Origin of the sequence: Nocardioides sambongensis, assembly GCF_006494815.1 — a bacterium.
Classification (GTDB): domain Bacteria; phylum Actinomycetota; class Actinomycetes; order Propionibacteriales; family Nocardioidaceae; genus Nocardioides; species Nocardioides sambongensis.
This window is the reverse complement of sequence record NZ_CP041091.1, coordinates 616,144-637,795: the sequence shown is the minus strand read 5'-3', so window position 1 is coordinate 637,795 and position 21,652 is coordinate 616,144. Positions and strand designations below refer to the sequence as shown.

General features: G+C 72.3%; 22 protein-coding genes and 1 pseudogene. 3 read left to right on the top strand and 20 right to left on the bottom strand.

Features of this window, described 5'->3' with window-relative positions:
* Nucleotides 1–76: 76 nt before the first annotated feature.
* The 12 genes from FIV43_RS02935 to rpsB all read right to left on the bottom strand — a co-directional run bounded on the left by FIV43_RS02935 (nt 77) and on the right by rpsB (nt 11,050).
* Nucleotides 77–1,297: a glycosyltransferase family 4 protein gene (locus FIV43_RS02935; protein WP_141012920.1), complete on the bottom strand. Its 1,221-nt coding sequence runs from the start codon at nt 1,295–1,297 to the stop codon at nt 77–79.
* 93 nt (nt 1,298–1,390) lie between these two features.
* On the bottom strand, nt 1,391–2,179 hold the full coding sequence (locus FIV43_RS02930; protein ID WP_141012919.1) for a GNAT family N-acetyltransferase: 789 nt from the start codon (nt 2,177–2,179) through the stop codon (nt 1,391–1,393).
* A gap of 63 nt (nt 2,180–2,242) precedes the next feature.
* Nucleotides 2,243–3,403 carry a 23S rRNA (adenine(2503)-C(2))-methyltransferase RlmN gene (gene rlmN / locus FIV43_RS02925; protein ID WP_141012918.1) on the bottom strand — a complete coding sequence of 387 codons (1,161 nt, stop codon included), beginning with the start codon at nt 3,401–3,403 and terminating at the stop codon, nt 2,243–2,245.
* Nucleotides 3,404–3,458: 55 nt separating this feature from the next.
* Complete coding sequence (locus tag FIV43_RS02920) at nt 3,459–3,830, bottom strand: hypothetical protein (protein WP_231123651.1); 372 nt, start codon at nt 3,828–3,830, stop codon at nt 3,459–3,461.
* Nucleotides 3,827–4,717: a phosphatidate cytidylyltransferase gene (locus FIV43_RS02915; protein ID WP_141012917.1), complete on the bottom strand. Its 891-nt coding sequence runs from the start codon at nt 4,715–4,717 to the stop codon at nt 3,827–3,829. Before FIV43_RS02915 ends, FIV43_RS02920 begins: the two co-directional genes overlap by 4 nt.
* A gap of 17 nt (nt 4,718–4,734) precedes the next feature.
* Complete coding sequence (gene frr / locus FIV43_RS02910) at nt 4,735–5,289, bottom strand: ribosome recycling factor (protein ID WP_141015705.1); 555 nt, start codon at nt 5,287–5,289, stop codon at nt 4,735–4,737.
* 67 nt (nt 5,290–5,356) lie between these two features.
* Nucleotides 5,357–6,070 carry a UMP kinase gene (gene pyrH, locus FIV43_RS02905; protein ID WP_141012916.1) on the bottom strand — a complete coding sequence of 238 codons (714 nt, stop codon included), beginning with the start codon at nt 6,068–6,070 and terminating at the stop codon, nt 5,357–5,359.
* Nucleotides 6,071–6,232: 162 nt separating this feature from the next.
* Complete coding sequence (locus tag FIV43_RS02900) at nt 6,233–6,547, bottom strand: hypothetical protein (protein WP_196780951.1); 315 nt, start codon at nt 6,545–6,547, stop codon at nt 6,233–6,235.
* Nucleotides 6,544–7,821 (bottom strand): TFIIB-type zinc ribbon-containing protein, encoded by a 1,278-nt coding sequence (locus FIV43_RS02895; RefSeq protein ID WP_181407662.1) that lies wholly within the window; start codon nt 7,819–7,821, stop codon nt 6,544–6,546. The genes FIV43_RS02900 and FIV43_RS02895 overlap by 4 nt, the downstream gene beginning before the upstream one ends.
* Nucleotides 7,821–9,020, bottom strand: a complete 1,200-nt coding sequence (locus FIV43_RS02890) for an SHOCT domain-containing protein (protein WP_141012915.1) — start codon at nt 9,018–9,020, stop codon at nt 7,821–7,823. Before FIV43_RS02890 ends, FIV43_RS02895 begins: the two co-directional genes overlap by 1 nt.
* A 252-nt stretch (nt 9,021–9,272) precedes the next feature.
* On the bottom strand, nt 9,273–10,082 hold the full coding sequence (tsf, locus tag FIV43_RS02885; protein WP_141012914.1) for a translation elongation factor Ts: 810 nt from the start codon (nt 10,080–10,082) through the stop codon (nt 9,273–9,275).
* 47 nt (nt 10,083–10,129) lie between these two features.
* Entirely contained in the window at nt 10,130–11,050 is a 921-nt protein-coding gene (gene rpsB / locus FIV43_RS02880; protein WP_181407661.1) for a 30S ribosomal protein S2, read from the bottom strand.
* A 335-nt stretch (nt 11,051–11,385) separates the two neighbouring features.
* On the opposite strand from rpsB, the gene FIV43_RS02875 reads away from it, so the two are divergent.
* Nucleotides 11,386–11,988: a M23 family metallopeptidase gene (locus FIV43_RS02875; protein WP_141012913.1), complete on the top strand. Its 603-nt coding sequence runs from the start codon at nt 11,386–11,388 to the stop codon at nt 11,986–11,988.
* Between the two features lie 2 nt (nt 11,989–11,990).
* Here FIV43_RS02875 and FIV43_RS02870 read toward each other — a convergent pair whose 3' ends face one another.
* The 5 genes from FIV43_RS02870 to FIV43_RS02850 form a co-directional block, all read right to left on the bottom strand.
* Nucleotides 11,991–13,034, bottom strand: coding sequence for an aldose epimerase family protein (locus FIV43_RS02870; protein ID WP_141012912.1), 1,044 nt, complete (start codon nt 13,032–13,034; stop codon nt 11,991–11,993).
* 56 nt (nt 13,035–13,090) lie between these two features.
* Nucleotides 13,091–14,047, bottom strand: coding sequence for a tyrosine recombinase XerC (locus FIV43_RS02865; protein WP_407938867.1), 957 nt, complete (start codon nt 14,045–14,047; stop codon nt 13,091–13,093).
* A 70-nt stretch (nt 14,048–14,117) separates the two neighbouring features.
* The gene (locus FIV43_RS02860) at nt 14,118–15,467 is read right to left on the bottom strand and encodes a cryptochrome/photolyase family protein (protein ID WP_141012910.1); all 1,350 of its coding nucleotides are present in this window, start codon (nt 15,465–15,467) and stop codon (nt 14,118–14,120) included.
* Between the two features lie 38 nt (nt 15,468–15,505).
* Complete coding sequence (locus FIV43_RS23050; RefSeq protein WP_269204058.1) at nt 15,506–16,558, bottom strand: collagen-like domain-containing protein; 1,053 nt, start codon at nt 16,556–16,558, stop codon at nt 15,506–15,508.
* Between the two features lie 90 nt (nt 16,559–16,648).
* Nucleotides 16,649–17,248: a tetratricopeptide repeat protein gene (locus FIV43_RS02850; protein WP_141012909.1), complete on the bottom strand. Its 600-nt coding sequence runs from the start codon at nt 17,246–17,248 to the stop codon at nt 16,649–16,651.
* 40 nt (nt 17,249–17,288) lie between these two features.
* Here FIV43_RS02850 and FIV43_RS23665 point away from each other — a divergent pair.
* A pseudogene (locus FIV43_RS23665) lies at nt 17,289–17,561 on the top strand (glycosyltransferase); the annotation flags it as partial.
* A gap of 683 nt (nt 17,562–18,244) precedes the next feature.
* Nucleotides 18,245–18,409, top strand: a complete 165-nt coding sequence (locus FIV43_RS21875) for a hypothetical protein (protein WP_231123650.1) — start codon at nt 18,245–18,247, stop codon at nt 18,407–18,409.
* Between the two features lie 38 nt (nt 18,410–18,447).
* On the opposite strand, the gene FIV43_RS02840 is transcribed toward FIV43_RS21875, so the two are convergent.
* Genes FIV43_RS02840 through FIV43_RS02830 form a run of 3 tightly spaced genes read right to left on the bottom strand, consistent with a single transcriptional unit; the run spans nt 18,448 to nt 21,588 of the window.
* On the bottom strand, nt 18,448–19,575 hold the full coding sequence (locus FIV43_RS02840) for a DNA-processing protein DprA (protein ID WP_231123919.1): 1,128 nt from the start codon (nt 19,573–19,575) through the stop codon (nt 18,448–18,450).
* A 16-nt stretch (nt 19,576–19,591) separates the two neighbouring features.
* Nucleotides 19,592–21,223, bottom strand: a complete 1,632-nt coding sequence (locus FIV43_RS02835) for a YifB family Mg chelatase-like AAA ATPase (protein ID WP_141012907.1) — start codon at nt 21,221–21,223, stop codon at nt 19,592–19,594.
* On the bottom strand, nt 21,223–21,588 hold the full coding sequence (locus FIV43_RS02830; protein ID WP_141012906.1) for a YraN family protein: 366 nt from the start codon (nt 21,586–21,588) through the stop codon (nt 21,223–21,225). The genes FIV43_RS02835 and FIV43_RS02830 overlap by 1 nt, the downstream gene beginning before the upstream one ends.
* Between the last annotated feature and the right edge of the window lie 64 nt (nt 21,589–21,652).

The following is a 21,652-nucleotide window of genomic DNA, read 5'->3' as shown; positions in this document are numbered from 1 at the left end:
TCGGGAACCGTCGAGTTGTTCGTTCGGCTCACCCCGAGGTCCCGAACGAACAACTCGAGGGTCCCGAACGAACGATTCAACCTGCGAGGTGACGGACCCGCTCGGTGACCACCGCCCGGTAGTGGCCGAGGAGCTGTTCGGTGATCGCGGCCCAGGAGCGCTCCTGGACGCTGCGGACCGCCGCGGCACCCATCCGGCCGCGCCGGGACGGGTCGGCGGCCAGGCGGTCCACGCAGCGCAGAAGGTCTGCCTGGTCCCCGGGCCGGTAGAGCAGACCGGTGGCCCCGTCGGCGACCACGTCCACCGGACCTCCGGCGGCCGGCGCCACCACCGGCACCCCGGAGGCGAGCGCCTCCTGCGCCGACTGGCAGAACGTCTCGTGACGGCCGGTGTGGACGAACAGGTCGAGGGAGGCGTAGGCGCGACTGAGCCGGTCCCCGTGGCACAGTCCGAGGAAGCGAGCCTCGGGCCCGAGCACCCGGCGCAGGTGCTCCTCCTCGGGGCCGGCCCCGACCAGCACCAGCCGGTAGCGCGGGTCGCGCGCCAGCGGAGCGAGCAGGTCGAGCTCCTTCTCCGCGGCGAGACGGCCGACGTAGCCGACCAGCAGGCGATCCGCCGCGCCCTCCCCGAGCAGCTCGGCCCGCAGCCGAGGGTCCCGGTGACGCGGGTGGAACGCCTCCAGGTCGACCCCCCGGCCCCACCGGTGCACCGCCGGTACGCCGAGTCCGCGCAGCTGCTCGATGCTCGCCGTCGACGGCGCCAGCGTGCGGTCCACCTGGAGGTGGATGGTTCGGGTCAGCGCCCCCATCGCACGGACACCGGCGGGGAGGTCGTAGCGCTCGGCGAAGCCGATCAGGTCGGTCTGGTAGATCGCCACGGTGGGCAGGCCGAGCTCCGCGGCGGCACGGGCCGCCTGGTAGCCGAGCGTCGCGGGCGAGGCGAGGTGGACCACGTCGGGCCGGAAGCGGAGCATCACCGCCCGGAGCCGACGACGGGTCTCCAGGCCGAGCCGGAAGTCGCGGTAGAAGGGCAGGCTGGTGCCGCGGGCCCGGGTCACCGGGAAGCCGGCGTAGCTGCCGGGGCCGGTGGGCGCGACCAGCTCCGCGGCGTGCCCGGCGGCGGCCAGGTGGTCCAGCACGCGCCGTACCGAGTTGGTGACGCCGTTGACCTGCGGCAGGAACGACTCGGTGACCACCAGCACGCGCAGGCGCGACCCGGCACGCCCGACGCGGGGTGGGCGCCGGGTCGTTGCGGTGGGCACGGCGGGTCGGAGCACGGAGGTCGTGGGACCGCTCATGCCGGTGACGCTAGGCACGGCCCCGGAACTCGCCGTCGCGGCGACGCGAGTGTCAGGTGACCACTCGATGAACGATCGGCCGACCCCGGGCCGCTACAGCGGCAGCAGGTAGGAGCGCTCCTGGCCGAACGTCTCGAACCCGGTACGCCGCAGCAGCGGAGCCGAGCTGTCCACGCGACCCTTGACCAGGGCCAGCCGGGTCCCGTGGGCGACGCCGTACCGGAGCCGGGCGTGCAGCAGGGCGGCGTAGACGCCGCGGCGCCGCGCCCGGGGCAGGACGCACCCGCCCCACAGCCGCGCGTCCGGGCCGGCGACGGTGACCCCGGCGGTGCCGACCGCGACCCCGTCGAGGTAAGCCACCACCGACCCACCACCACCGGCGACCACCTTCTCGCGCTCGTCGGCGAAGAGCCGCTCGAGGGCCTCGTCGGGCGGGAGCGTGCCGCCGAACACCTCGGTGCCCAGCCGCACCGCGTCCACGAAGGTCGGCAGCGAGTCGGACCAGCGCAGCTCGACCCCCGGCGGCGGCCCGGGGAGGTCGGCGACCGCGTCGTCACCGACGGTGCGGGCCAGGACGTCGAGCCGCTCGTCCAGGGTGGCGCCGCGCTCGAGGAGGGCCTCGTCGAGGCCGTCCGGTGCGGTGAGCCGGACCCAGCACAGGACCTCCGCAGGTGCGGCGCCGGCCAGGTCGCGGGCGGCGGCCAACGCCTCGTCCAGCGTCTCCGCGAGCGGCCGCCGGGGCAGGATGCCGAAGAGCTGGAGCGGATGCTCGTAGTAGGTGGGGTAGCGCAGCAGCAGGTACTCGTCGGTCTCCACCCGGCGGGCGGTGGGCGGGATAAAGTACCACGCACCGCAGGCGCGCGCGATGTCCGGCGGGATCATCGGCGCTCGGCGGGCATCAGGTGCACGGCTGGTGGTCGTCGGGGACGGTCGTCCGGAACCGGATCAGGGCGCGGCGGCCAGCTGCCCGCAGGCACCGTCGATGTCCGAGCCGCGGGTGTCGCGGACCGTCGTGGGGATGCCGGCCGCCTCCAGCCGCCGGACGAACTCCCGCTCGTCGGCCGGGTCCGAGGCGGTCCACTTCGACCCCGGCGTGGGGTTGAGCGGGATCAGGTTGACGTGGACCCAGCCCCAGTCGCCGTAGGAGTTCAACACCTCGCCGAGCAGGTCGGCGCGCCACGCCTGGTCGTTGATGCCGCGCATCATCGCGTACTCGATGGAGACCCGGCGCTTGGTCTTCTCCGCATACTCCCAGGCGGCCCGGACGGTCTCGGCCACCGAGAAGCGGGTGTTGATCGGCACCAGCTCGTTGCGCAGCTCGTCGTCGGGCGCGTGCAGGCTCAGCGCCAGGGTGACCGGGATGCCCTCGTCGGCCAGCTGACGCATCCGGGGCACCAGGCCGACGGTGGAGACGGTGATGCCCCGCGCCGACATGCCGTAGCCGTCGGGGGCCTCGTCGGTGAGGCGTCGTACCGCACCGATCACGGCCCGGTAGTTGGCCATCGGCTCGCCCATCCCCATGAAGACGATGTTGTTGACCCGGCCGGTGCCGCCCGGCACCTCGCCACGGGCCAGCGCCCGGGCGCCGGCCATCACCTGCTCGACGATCTCGGCCGTGGACATGTTGCGCTGCAGGCCGCCCTGGCCGGTGGCACAGAACGGGCAGGCCATCCCGCAGCCGGCCTGGCTGGAGACACACATGGTGACCCGCCCGGGGTAGCGCATCAGGACCGACTCCACGAGGGCACCGTCGAAGAGCTTCCACAGCGTCTTGCGGGTGGTGCCCCGGTCGGCCTCCATGGTGCGCAGCGGCGTCATCAGCGACGGCAGCAGACCCTCGACCAGCTCGGCACGCTGGCCGGCCGGGAGATCGGTCATCTGCTCCGGGTCGTCGACGAGCCGGGAGAAGTAGTGGTTGGCGAGCTGACGCGCGCGGAACCCGGGCAGACCCAGCTCGACGGCACGGTCCTTGCGCTCGGCCGGCGTCAGGTCGGCGAGATGCTGCGGCGGCTTCTTGCGGCCGCGCGGCTCCTTGAGCACCAGCGGGAGGGCCTTGGCCGGCTCCTCGGGCTGCGGGACGGGGGGCGCGTCTGACTGGTCGGACATGATGCACCGATTGTCCCACCGCGGAGTGCCGAGGACGAACTCCTCGGCGTGAGGGTCAGGAGTCGCGCTTGATCAGGAGCCACAGGACAGCTGCCGCGACGCCGAGGACCACCACCGCGGTGGCGACGGTGCCGAGCAGCATGTAGCGCGCGAACTGCCGGGTGCGCCGGGGGACCAGGAGGCCGATCGGCACGGCGAAGGTGAGCACCACGAACGGGAACAGCTCCTCCGCCCGGGCGTAGCCGACCAGTGACTTGAGGATCGTCGCGTACAGGCCGGGCACGACGATGATGAACACCATGCCGGTGAAGAAGCCGGACAGCGGTCCGAAGACCGGGTGGTCACGGTGCCACCAGTCCGGCCGGATCGTTCGCTTCTCCTCGGCCGGATCGGTCTGCTCGGCCGCCGGGGCCGGTTCCACGCTCACGTGAAGACCGCGTAGTGCAGCAGGAGCCAGATCGGCGCGATGGTGGCGAGCAGGGAGTCCAGCCGGTCCATCAGCCCGCCGTGGCCCGGGATCACCTGGCTCATGTCCTTGATCCCGAGGTCCCGCTTCATCACCGATTCGCACAGGTCACCCAGGGTCGCCATCACCACGGCGATCAGGCCGAGGCAGACGCCGACCCACCAGTCGCCGTCGAGCAGGAAGACGACCAGCGCCCAACCGGCGGCCGTGGTGGCGATCGCCGATCCGGCGAACCCCTCCCAGGACTTCTTGGGTGAGATCACCGGCGCCATCGGGTGCTTGCCGAAGAGCACGCCGGCGACGTACCCGCCGATGTCGGAGGCGATGGTGACCAGGATGAAGGTGATCACGCCCGCGACGCCGTCGTCGTCGAGACCGCCGCCGGTGGTGCCGCCCTCCGCCAGCATCAGCGCCACGAACGAGCCGAGGAACGGCACGTAGACCAGGGTGAACACCGACGCGCTGGCGTTCTTCACGTAGCCGTCGACGCCGCGGCGCAGCAGCCACAGCATCGTGGTGAGCGCGGTGACGGCGGTGGCGGTCACCAGTGCCTCGCTGCCGAACAGGTAGGCGACCACGACCATCACGACGCCGCCGACCATCAGCGGCTGCTCCGGGATGTCGATCTCCTTGGCGAGCAGCCCCTTGCGCAGCTCCCAGACCGCGACGACCACCGCGACCGCCACGATCACCATGAACGCCGGCTTCCAGAACCACAGCGAGCCGGCGATGGCACCGAGCAGCACCACAGCGGAGCCGACCGCGGCCTTCAGGTCGCGACCTGCCCGACCGTGGTCCTTGGCCGGCGGCGTCGCCGGGGCAGGACCGGGCGAGGGAGGCGTCGTCATCGTGGTGGCTGAGATCCTCAGATCTCGAGCAGCTCGGCTTCCTTGGACTTCAGCAGCTCGTCGATGGCGTCGGTGTGCTGCTTGGTCTTGCCGTCGAGCTTCTTCTCGGCGCCGGTGACGTCGTCCTTGCCGACCTCGCCGTCCTTCTCGAGCTTCTCCAGGTTCTGCTTCGCCTTCTGGCGCACCTGACGGACCGCGACCCGGCCGGCCTCCGCCTTCTCCTTCGCGAGCTTGATGAACTCCTTGCGGCGCTCCTCGGTCAGCTCGGGGAAGACGCAGCGCAGCACCTTGCCGTCGTTGGCCGGGTTGACGCCGAGGTCGGAGTCGCGGATCGCCTTCTCCACGTTGGCGATCGCGCCCATGTCGAACGGCTGCACCAGGATGATCCGGGCCTCGGGCGCGGTGAAGGAGGCCAGCTGCTGGATCGGCGTCGGGGTGCCGTAGTAGTCGACGAGGATCTTGTTGAACATGCTCGGCTGGGCACGCCCGGCCCGGATCGTCGCGAACTCCTCGCGGGTGGCGTCGACCGACTTCGCCATCTTGCCGTCGGCCTCGTTGAGGATGTCGTTGATCACCGGTGCTCCTTCGTCAGTTCTGGCTGTGCTGGTCTGGCTCGGACTGTTCGGTCGCGCTGGTGGATCAGCCCGCGCTGACCAGCGTGCCGATCCTCTCACCCTGCACCACGCGCAGGATGTTGCCCTCGGGTTCCATCCCGAACACCACCATGGGCAGCTTGTTCTCGCCGCACAGCGCGAAGGCGGTCTGGTCCATGATCCGCAGGCCCTCGGCGATGGCCTCGTCATAGCTGAGGTCGTCGTACTTGGTCGCCGTCGGGTCGAGCTTGGGGTCGGCGCTGTAGACACCGTCCACGCCGGACTTGGCGACCAGCACCACGTCGCACTTGCTCTCCAGCGCGCGCTGCACGGCCACCGTGTCGGTGGAGAAGTAGGGCATGCCCATGCCGGCGCCGAAGATGACCACACGGCCCTTCTCCATGTGCCGGATCGCCCGTCGCGGGATGTAGGGCTCGGCGACCTGGCCCATGGTGATCGCGGTCTGCACCCGCGTCTCGACGCCGAGCTTCTCGAGGAAGTCCTGCAGCGCCAGGCAGTTCATCACGATGCCGAGCATGCCCATGTAGTCGGCGCGCACCCGGTCCATCCCGCGCTGCTGGAGCTCGGCGCCGCGGAAGAAGTTGCCGCCGCCGGTGACCACCGCGATCTGCGTGCCCGACTGCGCCACCGCAGCGATCTCCTTGGCGATCGACTGGACGACATCGGGGTCGACCCCGAGCTTGCCGCCTCCGAACACCTCACCGGAGAGCTTGAGCAGTACGCGCTTGTAACCGGGCACCAGGCACCTTTCGTTGTTTCTGCCACGTCCGCGAGCGCGGACGGGCGGGTCAGCCAGCATCAGAGCCTACCGCCGCGCCACGGACCGGGGACAACATCGGCGACGGCGCCGCGACCGCTCGCGACGACCGTCACACCCGGACCGTCCCGGGTCCCACGGGGCTCAGTGGATCCGCCGTACCCGCTGGCGGTGCCGGGAGCTGTTGTCGCCGTCGATGTCCTTGTCCCGGGTGCGCGAGATGTGGTCCACCCGCGTCTCGCCGCCCTGCACCGGCTTCGCACTGATCAGCGTGTCGCGCTCGAACTCGTGCGACTTGTCGGTGTTCCGGTAGTAGCGGTAGATCAGCCAGTACGTCGCTCCCCCGCCCAGCGGGCCGGCGAGCAGCAGCCAGACCGGCGAGTCCTCCGCCGCGAACGGCACGAGGACGGGAGCCAGCTGGGCCAGGACCTGCGGGAGTGTCTGCGCGAGATCGATCATGCCGAGGCCACCAGGAGTGCGGCGGCGATGCCCTCGAGGACGGTGCCGACGGTGATCGAGGCGAGGAGCAGCTTGGGGTGCGAGACCGGGACACTGCCCATGGTCTCCCCGGTGCGCGCGTTGACCGCGATGTAGTGCAGCAGTCCGTTGCTCTGCTGCTGGTAGGAGTAGAGCCACACCGGCAGGTACATCGCGACCCAGCGTGAGCCGCCCACGGCGATCGACTCCTGCTCCCAGCGCACGCCACGGTCGAACTTCCGCAGCGACCCGGAGACCTGCGACCGGCCGATGGAGAGCAGCTGGTCCTCCAGCTTCGGCTTCAGCTCGGCCACGTTGAGGTCACGCTTCTCGCTGTTGAACCCGACGAGGTAGCTGGCGTTCCACCGGACCGCGTTCTTCGTGTCGAACGGCAGGATCGTGTTGATGATGTTGTTGGTGTTCTCCTTGGCGATGTTGGCGCGGTCCGCGGAGCCCTCCATGGTCAGGTCGTCCACGGTGTACTTCACCTGCCGCTCGACCTGGTAGACGTCCGCCGCGTAGTAGGTGACGTTGTTGTCCCCCTGCTTCTCCGTCCAGCGTCGGGTCTGCACCTCGCCGACCCCCCGGTACTCCGACTCGGCGTGAGCGTCGATGACCAGGTAGGGCAGGTACACGCCGAGCACGTTGTCGGGCACGAACTCCTGCTTGAACCGGCCCAGGGCGAAGAGCCGTCGCTTGCCGGCGAAGTCGCGGATGCGGGCGATCGCCTCGTCCTTGGTCAGCTTGAACGGCAGCACGGCGTCGGGCACCGCCCCGTTGGGGATCTGCTCGTTCACGTTCAGCGTGTGCCGGCACCAGTGGCACCGGGCGTTCATCGCGCTCGAGGTGTCGACCGACACCTCGGCACCGCATCCGCCGCACTTGAAGGTGACCACGTCGGAGACGTCGGCTCGGATGTCGGCGGCACCGCTCGCGATGACCGTGCCCTCGAGCTCCTCGATCCCGTGGCCGAGGCCGAAGTCCTCCTCGACCCGCTCCTCCTGCCACTCGTGCCGGCAGAAGAGGCAGACCAGCTGGCCCGTCGACGCCCGCAGCTGGACGTCGGTCGAGCCGCACTTCGGGCAACGGTTCAGGCCGTCGCGCAGCGACTCGTTGACCGTCTCGATGCTCGGAGTCGGCTCGGGGCCCGCCTTCGCCGCGGCGAGCTCCTCCTCCAGCGAGGGCGGCGACGGTGGCGGTGGCGGCGGCGGACCGTCGTACGCCGACCGCGGGGGCTCGGCCGGATCCTGGGTCATCAGAGACCGAGCGCCTTCGCCTTGGCCGCGTCGTAGTCCTCCTGCGTGATCAGGCCGGCGTCGAGCATGTCCTTGGCGCGCTTCAGGACGACCATCGGGTCCTCGGCCGCCGGTGCGGCGGGCGCGGCCGGCGCGGCCGGGGCGGCGGGGGCCGGCGCAGCGGGGGCGGGCTGCTGGGTGGGCTGCTGGAGTCCACCGATGCCCATGCCACCGGTGGCCATCCCCATGCCGACCAGGCCACCGGGACCGGCGTTCTCACCGGCCGCCTCGACACCGGCGGCGACGGAGGCCTGCAGGTTGGAGTTGCCGCGAGCGCCGGAGAGGGCGTCGGCCCGCTGCACGTTCTTGAGGAGCTCACGGGTGTTGGCGTCGTACTCGATGGAGATGATGGCGGTCTTGACGATCTCGAGGCCGCGGTCGCTCTTCCACTGGTAGTTCTGCTCCACCGCCGCGGAGAGCGACTGCGCGAACCCGATCGAGTCCTGCTGCAGCCGCGAGATCCGGTTCCCCTTGGCGGGGTCGTTGGTGTACATCGAGAATGCCGGCGCGAGCGAACCGACGACCTCGTTGAAGAGCTGCTCGCCGGCCGGGTTCTCCATGTCGGTGAAGTCGAAGCGGCGGCCGCCACCGATGGTCTCCGCGGGCACGAAGTTGCGGATGAAGGTCAACGGGTCGGTGATCTTCAGGGTGTAGGTGCCGCGGGTGATCGCACCGACCTGGGTGTTGAGGAAGGCGTCGTCCCAGTAGATCTCGGACTGGGTGCCGAACCGGTTGTTCGGCAGCTCCTTGAGGGTGACGAAGACGGCGGTCTGCTGGGTCGAGGGTCGGCCGCCGAACTTGAAGCGCTCCCAGCTCTGCTTGATCACGGAGTCGACGAGGCCGCCACCGGTGAACACCGACTGGGACGCGGGCTCCTCGGAGTTCCAGATGTAGGCGCCGGGCTCGGCCGCGAAGCCGGTGAAGGCACCGTCCTCGAGCAGCACGAGACCGTAGCCCTCCGGGACGACGAACTTCGACCCGTTGGTGATGACGCCGGAGGAGCCGTCGGTGTTGCTGCCCCGCCCGGCGTTCTGGCCCTTGGCGACGGCGGGGAACACCGCGACGGTCGAGCTGACGCCGTCCGGCACCCCGTAGAAGTCGAGCCACTGGTCGCCGAGGGTGCCGCCGACCGCGCCGATCGCTGCCTGAATGAGTCCCACTGGACGATCTCCTTCACCTGAGACGGAAGTGCGCCCTGGCCGCGCGGCGCAGGTCGGGTCCTGTCCGGTCGCCGGACGCGTCAAACCTACAACGCGCGACGCCTCTCGGGGCGGACTGCCCAGCGCGCGCCCCGGTGGTGGGTGGCGGTGGTGGGTGACGGTGGTGGGTGACGGTGGTGGCGGCAGCAGAACGGCCGGTGGTCACCTCTCGGTGACCACCGGCCGTTCAGTGCTCGGTGCGATCGACGACGATCAGGCGCCGACCTCGAAGCGGGCGAACCGCTTCACGGTCGTGCCGGACTCGTCCAGCAGCTGCTTGACCGACTTCTTGTTCTCGGTCACCGACGGCTGCTCGAGGAGGACGACCTCCTTGAAGAAGCCGTTGAGGCGGCCCTCGGCGATCTTGCCGATGATGTGGTCGGGCTTGCCCTCCTCGCGAGCGGTGGCCTCACCGATCGCGCGCTCCTTCTCGACCAGGTCGGCGGGGACCTCGTCGCGGGTCAGGAACTGAGGACGCATCGCGGCGACCTGCTTGGCGGCACCGGCAGCGGCGGCCTCGTCACCCTCGTACTCGACGAGCACGCCGATGGCCGGCGGCAGGTCGGCAGCACGCTTGTGCAGGTAGACCGTGACCGGGCCGTCGAAGTAGGCGACATTGCCGAGCTCGATCTTCTCGCCGATGGTGATCGCGAGACTCTCGACGACCTCGGCGACGGTCTTGTCACCGAGCTTCGCGACCTTGAGGGCCTCGGCGTCGCCGGCCTTGGCCTCGTTCGCGGCGTCGGCGATCTGCTGGGCGACCGCGACGAAGTCGTCGCCCTTGGCGACGAAGTCGGTCTCGGACTTCAGCTCGACCAGCGCGCCGCCGGAGTTGGCGACCAGACCGGCGGCCGTCTCGCGCTCGGCGCCACGGGCTGCCGCCTTGGCGGCACCCTTGACGCGGAGCAGCTCGACGGCCTTGTCGAAGTCGCCGTCGGTCTCGTCGAGCGCCTTCTTGCAGTCCATCATGCCGGCCTGGGTCAGCTCACGGAGCTTCTTGACGTCGGCTGCGGAGAAAGCCATGGATCCTCCCTCGGATCAGTCGTTGAGTGAGTGGGGAACGGCGGAGGTCAGGCCTCGGCCGGAGCGTCGGCGGCCGGGGTCCCGGCAGCCTGCTCCTCGGTGGCCTCGGCGGACTCGGCGGTCGCCTCGGTGGCCTCGGTGGTCGCCTCGGCGGCCGGCTCCGCGGGGGCGTCGGCCGACTCGGCGGCCTTCTCGCCCTCACCCTGCGCGAGGAGCTCGCGCTCCCACTCGGCGAGCGGCTCCTCGGCGGTGGTGGCAGCGCCCTCACCCTTGCCGCCGGAGCGGGCGATCAGGCCCTCGGCGACGGCGTCGGCGATCACGCGGGTCAGCAGACCGACCGCGCGGATGGCGTCGTCGTTGCCCGGGATCGGGAAGTCCACCAGGTCGGGGTCGCAGTTGGAGTCGAGGATCGCGATGATCGGGATCCGCAGCTTGCGGGCCTCCTCGACCGCGAGGTGCTCCTTGTTGGTGTCGACGATCCACACCGCGGAGGGGGTCTTGCCCATCTCGCGGATGCCGCCCAGGGTGCGGTCCAGCTTGTCCCGCTCCCGCTTCATCTGCAGGAGCTCCTTCTTGGTGCGGCCGGACCCGGCGACGTCGTCGAAGTTGATCTCGTCGAGCTCCTTGAGGCGGTTGATCCGCTGGTGCACGGTCGAGAAGTTGGTGAGCATGCCGCCGAGCCAACGCTGGTTGACGTAGGGCATGCCGACGCGGGTGGCCTGCTCGGAGATGGCCTCCTGAGCCTGCTTCTTGGTGCCGACGAACATGATCGTCCCGCCCTTGGCCACGGTGTCCTTGATGAACGCGTAGCTGCGGTCGATGTAAGCCAGCGACTGCTGCAGGTCGATGATGTAGATGCCGTTGCGCTCGGTCATGATGAAGCGCTTCATCTTCGGGTTCCAGCGTCGGGTCTGGTGTCCGAAGTGGACGCCGCTCTCGAGGAGCTGGCGCATGGTCACGACAGCCATGATGGTTCTCCTGTTGTAGTTCTCAGTTGGGTCCTGACGCCTGCGCACGGCCGGACCCTCCGGGAGGAGGGACTGAAGGCCGTCGCCCACGGGCGGTCGGTGTCCTGACGGGCACCGTCGTGGTCTGCGGACGTGCGTATTCCGGCCCCACGGGACCGGTCCGCACAGGATAGTCCGATCCGGGGTGTCCCGACCAATCACCGGAGCTCGGCACCTGCACCACCAGGGCCCCACGACGACGCCGATCGGCCGGCGGCGGCTGTGCCGAGCCGCTTCGTCCACAACCGGTCACCGCGGCGACGACCGAGCGATCGCGGCGCGGGCACTCTTCGTCCATGGCTCAACACCATCGACGGGTCGCCCTGCTGGCGGCGACCGCCTTCCTGCCACTGCTCCTCCTGGTCGCGGCGCCGGGGGCCGCGGACGCCGGAGCGTCCTCCGGCGCGTACTCCGGCGGCGTCCCTGCTTCCGACAACGGCACGGCTTCCGACGACTCCATCCCGGGCACCGGAACGGTCCCGGTGGGCGTGTGGCCGCTGCTCCCGACACCCACCGTCGTCCACGACTTCGACCCTCCCGCCACCGCCTACGGTGCGGGGCACCGGGGCGTCGACCTCGCCGGCACCTTCGGGAGCAGCGTGCGTTCCGCGCTCCCCGGGACCGTGCTCTTCGCCGGTTCCCTCGCCGGCCGCGGCGTCGTCGTGGTGGGCCACGGCGACACCCGCACCACCTACGAGCCCGTCAGCGCGTCGGTCGCGGTCGGCGATCGAGTCGAGGCGGGAGCGGTGATCGGACACCTGCAACTGGCGCTGTCGCACTGCTTCCCCCGTGCCTGCCTGCACTGGGGCTGGCTGCGCGGGCAGACCTACCTCGACCCGTTGCTGCTGGTGGGCGCCGGGCCGGTGCGACTGCTGCCCCTGTGGCCCGGGACCGGGTGAGGTCAGCCGGTCAGGGCGGAGAAAACCCAGGCCATCCTCGACCGGTAGGTCTCCCCCGGCTCCAGGACCGCCGACGGCCATCCGGGTCGGTTCGGAGAGTCCGGTGCGAGCTGGGGTTCCAGGGCCACCGCGGCCCGGGGCCCGATCGGGCGACCGCGGAGGTCACGACCCGTGCCGTCGAAGGAGTTGCCGGTGTAGACCTGAAGACCGGGCTGGTCGGACCACAGGTCCATCCGGGTGCGTGCGGCCGGGGAGTCGAGCGTGGCGACGCGGCGCCAGCCCGGTGCGTCGATCACATAGTTGTGGTCGAGGCCGCGGGCGACCCGGATCCCCGGGTCCGGTTGACGTACGACGTCTCCGATCCGCTGTGCCGCGGTCAGATCGAACCCGGTCCCGCGCACGTCGGCATGGTCCCCGGTCGGGATCGAGGAGTCGTCGACCGGCGTGTAGCGCCCGGCGGGCACCTGGAGCAGGTGGTCCTCCACGGAGCCGGAGCCGTCCAGGTTGAGGTAGACGTGACTGGTCAGGTTGACCAGGGTGGTGGCGGTCGTCGTGGCCGCGATGTCGAGCTCGACGCGGTCCGCGGTGACGCGGTAGCGAGCTCGCACGGACAGCTCGCCCGGGTAGCCGGAGTCTCCGTCGGGACTGGTGAGCTCGAAGGTGACGGCGTCGGCGGCCCTGTCCACGACGGCCCACCGTCGCTGGTGGAAGCCGTCGGGTCCGCCGTGGAGGTGGTGGCCGCGGTCGTTGAGCGGCAGACGCAGCTCCGATCCCCCGACCACCGCATGCCCGTGCGCGATCCGGTTGGCGTACCGGCCGACGATGCTGCCGACGTAGGCGGTGCCGGACCGTGCCGCGGCGGCGCCGCGGAGTCCGAGGGCCACGTCGCGCCGGACCCCGTCGCCGCCGGTGACCACCATCCGCTGCACGGTCGCCCCGACCTCGAGCAGATGCACCTCCGGCCCGTTCCCACCGCCGATGACCACGTCCGCGGTGCCGTGGTCCGCGGTGGTCAGGGGTCGGCCGGCGCCGCTTCTGTCAGCCATGGCGCCACCCTAGTGGCGCCCGGACGGTGGCGTCGGCGGCTCGTCGCCGACGCCGCTCACGCCCGCGGGTGCGCCTGGCGGTACGCCCGCCGCAGCCGGTCCGTCGTGACATGCGTGTAGCGCTGGGTGGTGGCGAGCGAGGCGTGACCGAGCAGCTCCTGGACCGAGCGCAGGTCGGCCCCGCCCTCGAGCAGGTGCGTGGCGGCCGTGTGGCGGAGGCCGTGCGGGCCGAGGTCCGGCGCGCCCGGGACGTCCTCGAGCCGTCGGTGCACCATCGTGCGCACTGCACGCTGGTCGACCCGCGCTCCGCGGGCTCCGAGGAAGAGGGCGGGGCCGGAGCCCTCCCTGGCCAGGGCCGGGCGCCCGCGGACCAGCCAGTCGTCGACGGCACGACCCGCCGGCACCCCGAAGGGCACGCTGCGCTCCTTGCGGCCCTTGCCCAGCACGCGCACCACGTTGCGGTCCCGATCGAGGTCGTCCACGTCGAGGCCGACCAGCTCCCCCACCCGCATGCCGGTCGCGTAGAGGAGCTCGACGATCGCGACGTCGCGCAGCCCCACCGGGGTGCCGTCGTCCGCCCGTTCCGCTGCCGCGTCCACCAGACGGCGCGCCTCGTCGGCCCGCAGCACCGCCGGCAGGGTGCGGTGCGGCTTCGGCGATCCGAGGGAGGAGCCGACGTCACTGGGCGCGCGGCCGGTGCGCGCGAGCCATCCGGTGAAGACCCGAGCCGCGGTCGCCCGCCGGGCGACCGTCGTGCGGGAGAGCCCGGCGGCTTGCTGGCGGGCGAGCCAGCTGCGCAGCAGCCGCAGGTCCAGGTCCTCCGGCCGGTGCACCCGGGCGCGGTCGGCGTGCTCGAGCAGGGCCGCGACGTCCTTGGTGTAGGCGGTGACCGTGTGCGGTGCGAGATCCCGTTCGGAGACCAGGTGCCGCTCGTAGTCGCCGAGCAGGCGCGCCCAGGACTCCGACAGCCCGGAGGGGGCGTCGGTCCCGGCGTCGTCCGGCACCTCGCTCACCCCGTGATCGTAGGCGGCCCGAGCCCGGATCGGGGCGCGCACCGGCCGAGAACCGGCGGCGCCGTCAGGCTCAGGCCCTGGCCCGGTCGTACCGCGCCAGCGCCTCGCGGCGCTCGTCCGCATGGTCGACGATCGGCTCGGGATAGCCGTGGTCATACCCCTCGGCGTGCTTCCACGGCTCGTGCGCCGCCGCGCCGGCCAGGTGCTCCAGCTCGGGCACCCAGCGCCGGACGTAGTCGCCGGACGGGTCGAACCGGATCCCCTGGGTGACCGGGTTGAACACCCGGAAGTACGGTGCCGCGTCGGTGCCGGTCCCGGCGACCCACTGCCAGCCGTGGTTGTTGGAGGCGAGGTCGCCGTCGGTCAGGTGGTCGAGGAAGTGCCGGGCACCGACCGGCCACCACACGTGCAGGTCCTTGGTCAGGAAGCTGGCGGTGATCATCCGCACCCGGTTGTGCATCCACCCCTGATGGGCCAGCTGGCGCATCCCGGCGTCGACGATCGGGAAGCCGGTCTCGCCGCGGCGCCAGGCCTCCACCGGGTCGCCGGGCTCGTCGTAGTCGAGGTCGAGCGGTCGCAGGTCGCGCCAGGCGGAGTCCGGGTGGTGCAGCAGCACGTCGGCGTAGAACTCCCGCCACGCGAGCTCGGTCTCATAGCTGTGCCGCCCCTCACCACGGTGGCTGCGCACCTGGTGCAGCAGCTGCCGGGGATGGACCACCCCGAACCGGAGATAGGGCGACATCCGGGACGTGCGGTCGGCCGCGGGCAGGTCGCGGGCCTGCGCGTAGTCGGCCAGGTCGTCGGCGACGAACGCGCGCCAGCGCTCGACTGCGGCGTCCTCGCCCACCGCAGGCAGGTCGGGCCCGTCCCCATCGGCAGCTGCAGCCAGGCGGGCACGCGCGTCCGCGTCGTCGAGGTCGGACCCGGCCCAGGCGACGTCGGGCGCCTGCTGCGGCGGCTCCACCGGGACGTCGCGCCAGGCCCGCGAGAACGGGGTGAACACCCGGTAGGGCTCCCCCGCCTTGTTGCGCACCCGGCCCGGGTCCACCGCGTACGGCGTGCCCGTCGGCACCAGGCTGACCTCACCGAGGGCCTCGGCGACCCTCCGGTCCCGCCGCATCCCGTACGGCGTGCACTCGCCGGACACGTGCACCTCGGCGGCCCCCACGGCGCCGGCGACCGCGGGGACCTCGCGCGCCGGGTCGCCGTACCGGAGGACCAGGCGGCCGCCCATGGACTCGTCCAAGGCCTCCAGGCAGGCGGCCAGCCACGCGCGGCGGGCGGGGCCGGCACCCTCCCACAGCGCCGGGTCCAGCACGAACAAGCCGACGACCCGGTCGGCCGCGTCCGCCGCCGCGTGCAGCGCGGGGTGGTCGCGGAGCCGAAGGTCGCGGCGGAACCAGAGGACCGTGGAGCTCACCCGGCCACCCTACGGACGACCGTGCGGAGCGGGGAGCCTCAGCCGGTGGGGGCGCAGATGACGTAGACGGTGGCCGATGCGTTCGGGTTGCTGGTCCACCACCAGGACGTCCAGGAGGTGGGTTCGGTGGTGTCGGGGGCTCCGGCCGCGTCACTCGGGTAGGAGTCGTACCACCACACGTCGGCGCCCTCCGGGTGGGCGCCGTTCTGGCCGCCTCCGATCGCGACCTCCCCGGGAGCGCAGGAGGCCGTGATCCGGTCGCCCTGCGTCTGATGGGTCAGACCGGAGTCGGTCGCCGTGCGGTAGGCGATGCCCGTGAACCCGCCCGCCGGTCCTGCCGGACCGGTGGCCCCGGTGGCGCCGGTCGGCCCCGCCGGACCGGTCGCGCCGACGGGACCGGCCGGGCCCTGCGGGCCTGCCGGACCGGTCGCCCCCACGGGGCCGGCCGCACCCGTGGCGCCGGCCGCGCCGACGGAGCCGGTCGCCCCGGTCGCGCCCGCCGCGCCCGTGGGACCGGTCGCTCCGGTGGCTCCGATCGGCCCCTGGGTGCCCTGCGGCCCCTGCGGCCCCATCACACCCGCGGCACCGGTCGCCCCCGTCGCACCCGTCGCTCCGGTCGCCCCGGCAACCCCCTGCTCGCCCTGCACACCCTGCGGGCCCTGCGCGCCGATCGGCCCGGTCGCCCCCGTGGCTCCCGTCGCACCGGTCGCGCCGGTCGCCCCCACCGGCCCAGCGGCACCGACAGGTCCCTGCGGACCGGCCGCGCCGGTCTCCCCCGTCGCACCCGTCGCTCCGGTCGCACCTGTCGCGCCCTGCGGTCCGGTCGTGAACCAAGCGATCCTGCGCTCCCCGCGCCGGCAGCGCAGCAGCGGGTCGTCGGTGCCTTGCCGGCGCTCGGTGAGGAAGCGCAGCGCCTTGGTCTTCCGGTCGTAGCACGCGACGATCCGGTCCTTCACCTCCGGCGGGCCGGCCTGGGCGGGCGCGGTCGGCAGGATGCCGAGCGTACCGATGACAGCGGTCGCAGCGAGTCCGAGCACGGCGGTGCGTCGAGGCGAGCCGGTGGCGCGACCTGGGGTCGAAGTCTGGTTCACGCGCGAACGCTAGCGGCGATCGACCGCCCGCGTGTCTCATTCCAGCCCGGTCGGGCCTTTGTCCCGGATTGCGCCCCGCGGTGGCGGTGCTCAGCTCTCTGCGGGCTCGTAGTCCGGGATGGCGACCTCCGCCATCTCCGGATCGAGCTGAACGCCGCGCTCCAGGTAGCGTTGCGCCTCGTCGGCACGGCCCAGGTGGTCGAGCGCGAAGCCCAACCGCATGTAGGCGGGCGCGTACGCGGGCTGTGCGTCGATCGTCTCCCGGTACAGCTCGACGGCGCCTTCGAGGTCATCGCCCTCGAGCAGGATCGCCTTGTTGTAGAGCGCCGGGCCGTAGTCACCGTCGCTGTCCAGCGCTGCGTCGTAGTGGGTGATCGCGCTGTCCAGGCTGCCGGACTGCTGAGCGATCAGCCCGAGGTTGTAGTGCGCGACCGCGTTACCGGCGTCGAGCTCGAGGACACTGTCGAAGGTGCTGGTCGCAGCGTCCAGATCGCCGGTGGCCAGCTCCGACGCGCCGCGGTCGACCAGCGCCTGGACGGCGGCCTGCGTCGCCTTCGGGTCGACCTCGTCACCGGAGTCCCCCGAGCATCCCGCACCGAGCCCGACGATCGAGCAGAGAAGAAGAGCGCTCGTCACGCGCGCCGCAGCATGCCGGACCCGGCCGCCGCTGGCACTTGCAGGCCAGGTCATGCGCGCACTCTAGCCACGCACCGCCTCCCGCCGCTGGAATATGGCCGAGCCGGGGCAGCCGTGCCGCTACGGTCGGCCCATGCGCGGTGGGGTCGGTCTGCACATGATCGTGAAGGACGAAGCGCCGGTGATCGAGCGTTGCCTGCGCAGCGTGCTCCCCGTGATCGACTGGTGGGTCATCTGCGACACCGGATCGACCGACGGGACCCAGACGATCATCGAGACCGTGACCGCTGGCACGCCCGGCCGTCTGCTGCAGCGTCCCTGGGTCTCCTTCGGTCACAACCGCCACGAGGCCCTGGAGGCGGCGCGCTCACTGGCCGGTGCGACACCCGCCTACACGCTGTGGCTGGACGCGGACGAGGTCCTGGAGGACCCTCCCGACTCGTGGCCAGCACCGGACCTGGACGGCTACCTGCTCGAGGTGCGGCGCACCGGGGTCCGCTACGAGCGGGTCGGCCTGGTCCGCCTGGACCGGCCGTGGCGTTGGACCGGCGTGGTCCACGAGCACCTCGAGCTGCCCGGCGGGACCACCGGCCGTCTCGACCGCCCCTGGGTGCGATCCGAGCGCGAGGGCGCCCGCGCGCGGGACCCGGAGACGTTCCGCCGCGATGCCGAGGCGATCGCCGCCGCCCTCGCCGGTGATGCCGCCAATCCTCGGCTGGAGTTCTATCTCGCCCAGTCCTGGTATGACGCGGGCGAGTGGCGGCGGGCGCTCGCCGCCTACCGCACACGGGCCGACAACCCAGGTGGGTGGGGCGCGGAGGCGTGGTTCGCGAGCTCGCGGATCCCGCACTGCCTGGAGCGGCTCGGGGCACCCACCGACGAGGTCGTCGCGGCTCACCTCGCGGCGTACCAGCGTGACCCTGGTCGTGCGGAGCCCCTGGTCGAGGCGTCGCGGCTGGAACGCGAGCGGGGCATCACGCCGTCGCAGCGCTCTACGCGGAGGCCGCGACACGGATCCCCGAGCCGGGCCCGGATGCGCTCTTCGTCGACGTGGCGACCTACCGCTGGCGGGCACACGACGAGCTCGCCGTGGCCTGCTATTGGAGTGGTCGCCGGGCGGAGGGTCTGCGCGCGGCACGGCGGGCGGTGGCGGCGAACCCCGAGGACGAGCGGCTGCGCGCGAACCTGGACTGGTTCCTCGCGTCCCAGGACTGACCCACCGCCCCGCTGGGCCGGGTGCGGCTCGGGGCGCTTCACCGAGCGGCCTCCCCCAGTCGCCAGCCGAGCCTGGTCTGCTCGACGAAGCCCTCCTCCGCGAGGCGGTGGAGCGTCCGGTAGACCTCGGTGACCGCGAGTCCGGCGACGAGCGCGATCGAGTCGGGCCCCGCCGGTGATCCGACCGGGACCGCGTCCAGGACCTGCTGGTCGCGGACGCGAAGCCGATCGCGGGCGCGGACCGGGCCTCGCGGCTCGTCGAGGAGGTGCTCACCGGCAGCCCCGATCAGCTCCAGCACGTCGTAGCCGGAGGTGACCAGGGCGGTGCCGCCGCTGCGGATCTGGTGGTGGACCCCCTCGGAGGTCGCCTGGGTGACCGGTCCGGGCACCCCCATTGCGACACGGTGCAGGCGCTGGGCCCAATTGAGTGTGTTGAGCGAGCCGGAGCGCGCGGCCGCCTCGACCACCACCGTGCCGGTGGTGAGCGCGGCGATCAGGCGGTTGCGGGCCAGGAACCGCACCCGGTGCGGGGCAGCCCCCGGCGGCGCCTCGGAGAGGACGAGGTGCTCCTCGGCGAGGTGCTCGAGCAACGGGCGGTGGCCGGCCGGATAGGCGCGGTCCACGCCGCAGGCGAGCACGGCGACCGTCGGTGCGCCGGCGTTGAGCGACCCTCGATGGGCGGCGTAGTCGATACCCGCGGCCGCCCCGGAGGCCACGGAACGGCCCTGGAGCCCGAGGACGCCGGCCAGGTCGGCGGCCACCTGGGTGCCATAGCTGCTGGCCGAGCGTGATCCGACGATGGCGACGCCCGTGGCGAAGTCGTCCAGGCGCCGCGGTCCCCGCGCCCAGAGCCCGATCGGTGTGCCGCCACGGTCGTTGAGCGCCCCGGCCGCCGCGAGGTCGTCGAGCCCGCGCGGCCACTCGTCGTCCTCGGGGTGACGAACCGGATGCCGCGGCGCGCGGCACGGTCGAGCTCGGAGGACGGGTCGACGTCGCGAAGTCGAGCGGCGACGACGCTCAGCAGGTCGCTGTGGTCGGGGTTCTCGGTGAGCGTGTGGACCACCTGGGCCGCTCCGAGCTCGGTGACCAGGCCGTTGAAGACCAGGTCGCCGGGCTCGGCGGCGAGGCTCAGCGCCACCCGCGCGAGCCGGTCGTTCGACGCAGATCCGGCCGGCATCGTCGTCATCGGCCGGCCACCTCCGGCGCGGCCCCAGGCTCGATGGGCCGCAACACGTCGTCGGCGGCGAGCGGGTCGCCGCACCGCAGCCGGAGGGCGGTGTCGACCTCGGAGAGCCCCGGTCGCACCTCCTCTCCTCGTCGGACCGCACGCAGGTCGGCGATCGACCAGGCGAGCCGCTGCACCCGCACCGCGCCACGGGCGCTCAGCCGTCCCTCGAAGGTGATCCGGTCCAACCGTCGACGTGCCTCGTCGGCGACCGGGAAGGCGTCCTTCAGTCGCGGCGCCGGGATCTGGCTGTTGAGCCGCCAACTGCACGCGGCGAACCGCTCCCGCTGACGCTCTCGTGCCGCGGCGACCCGCTCCCTGACCACCGAGGACGGCTCGGCCGGACGGAACGGATCGACGCTGGCCGGGGTCACCGGCACCACGTGGCGGGTGATGTCGATCCGGTCCGCGATCGGCCCGGAGACCTTGCGGCGGTAGTCACGACGCACCCGCTCCGGGCAGGTGCATCGGTTGCCGGCCGGCCCGGGCGCGTAGTCCCCGCACGGGCACGGGTTGGCGGCGAGGACCAGCATCCCGCGAGCGGGGAGCGTGACCGATTCCTCGCGTCGCGCGACGGTGATCTCCCCGCTCTCCAGCGGCTGGCGCAGCGCCTCGATGACGTCGCTGCGGAAGAGGACGAACTCGTCGAGGAACAGCACTCCGGCGTGGGCACGCGAGATCTCCCCCGGACGGACGGTGCCCGCGCCGCCGCCGATCAGGCTGGTCTTGCTGGCGTCGTGGTGGGGCGCAGCGAAGGGGGGCCGGCGGATCAGGCCGCGTCCGGGGTCGAGGACGCCCGCCAGCGAGTGGATCGCGGTGAGCTCCAGCGACTCCTCGGGCGTCAGGTCCGGGAGCATCGTGGGCAGCCGCTCGGCGAGGCTGGTCTTGCCACACCCCTTCGGTCCGGACAGCAGCAGCGCGTGGCCACCGACCGCGGCGACCTCGAGCGCGAACTTCTCGTCCTCCATCCCGTGCAGGTCGCCCAGGTCGAGCTCCTCCAGGCGCTCCTCCCCGCGCCAGGCCAGCACCGAGCTGCCGGACGCGGCGGCCACCGGCGACGCATACGGAGGCGCAGTCCCCTCGAGGAGCGCCACGACCTGGGAGAGCGAGCGGGCGCCGATGACCTGCAGGTCCGGAACCATCGCCGCCTCCTCCATCTGCGGCTCCGGTACGACGACCCGGCGGATCCCGCGTGCGGCGGCCGCAAGTGTCATCGGCAGCACGCCGACGGCCGGCCGCAGCCCGCCGGAGAGGGTGAGCTCCCCGATGAACGCGGTCCCGACGAGCTGCCGCGCATCCACGGCGTCGCAGGCGGCGAGCAGGGCGGCCGCGATGGCCAGGTCGAAGTGGGTGCCCGACTTCGGGAGGTCGGCGGGCGAGAGCAGGATCGTGGTGCGTTTGGTGGCCGGCCAGGGCAGGCCGCTGTTGAGGTTCGCCATCCGCACCCGCTCCTGTCCTTCCCGCAGCGCGGCGTCCGCCCGGCCGACCACGGTGACCCCGGCCTGTCCCGACGAGACATCGACCTGCACGTCGATGAGGTGGCCCAGCGCTCCGTTGAGCGCCACTGAGTGCGCGGTCGCGAAGGCCATCAGCACAGCCCCGCGACGTGGTCGACCACCGCCGGGCCCCGGCGCGGTCGCAACACCGCGACGAGATCGATCCGGACGTCGGCCGGTCGCACCCCGCGCGCTCGGACCCACCGCTGTCCCAGCCGTTGCAGGCGGTCGAGCTTGGCATCGGTGATCGCCTCGTGCGGGGTGCCTGCGGAGAGGCTGGTGCGGGTCTTGACCTCGCAGATGACCAAGGTGTCGCCCTCGCGCAGCACCAGGTCGATCTCGCCCTCCTCGCAGCGCCAGTTGCGGTCCAGGACCGTCATCCCCTGCTCGGTCAGGTGCCGTGCCGCCACGCTCTCGCCGTAGGCCCCGAGCGCCTGCCGGGTCTGTGCTGTCGTCATGGCGTCGATCGTCGTGGGGCGACGCGGCGCCCGGGAGCGCGCGCCGGGCACGCTGTGGAGACGG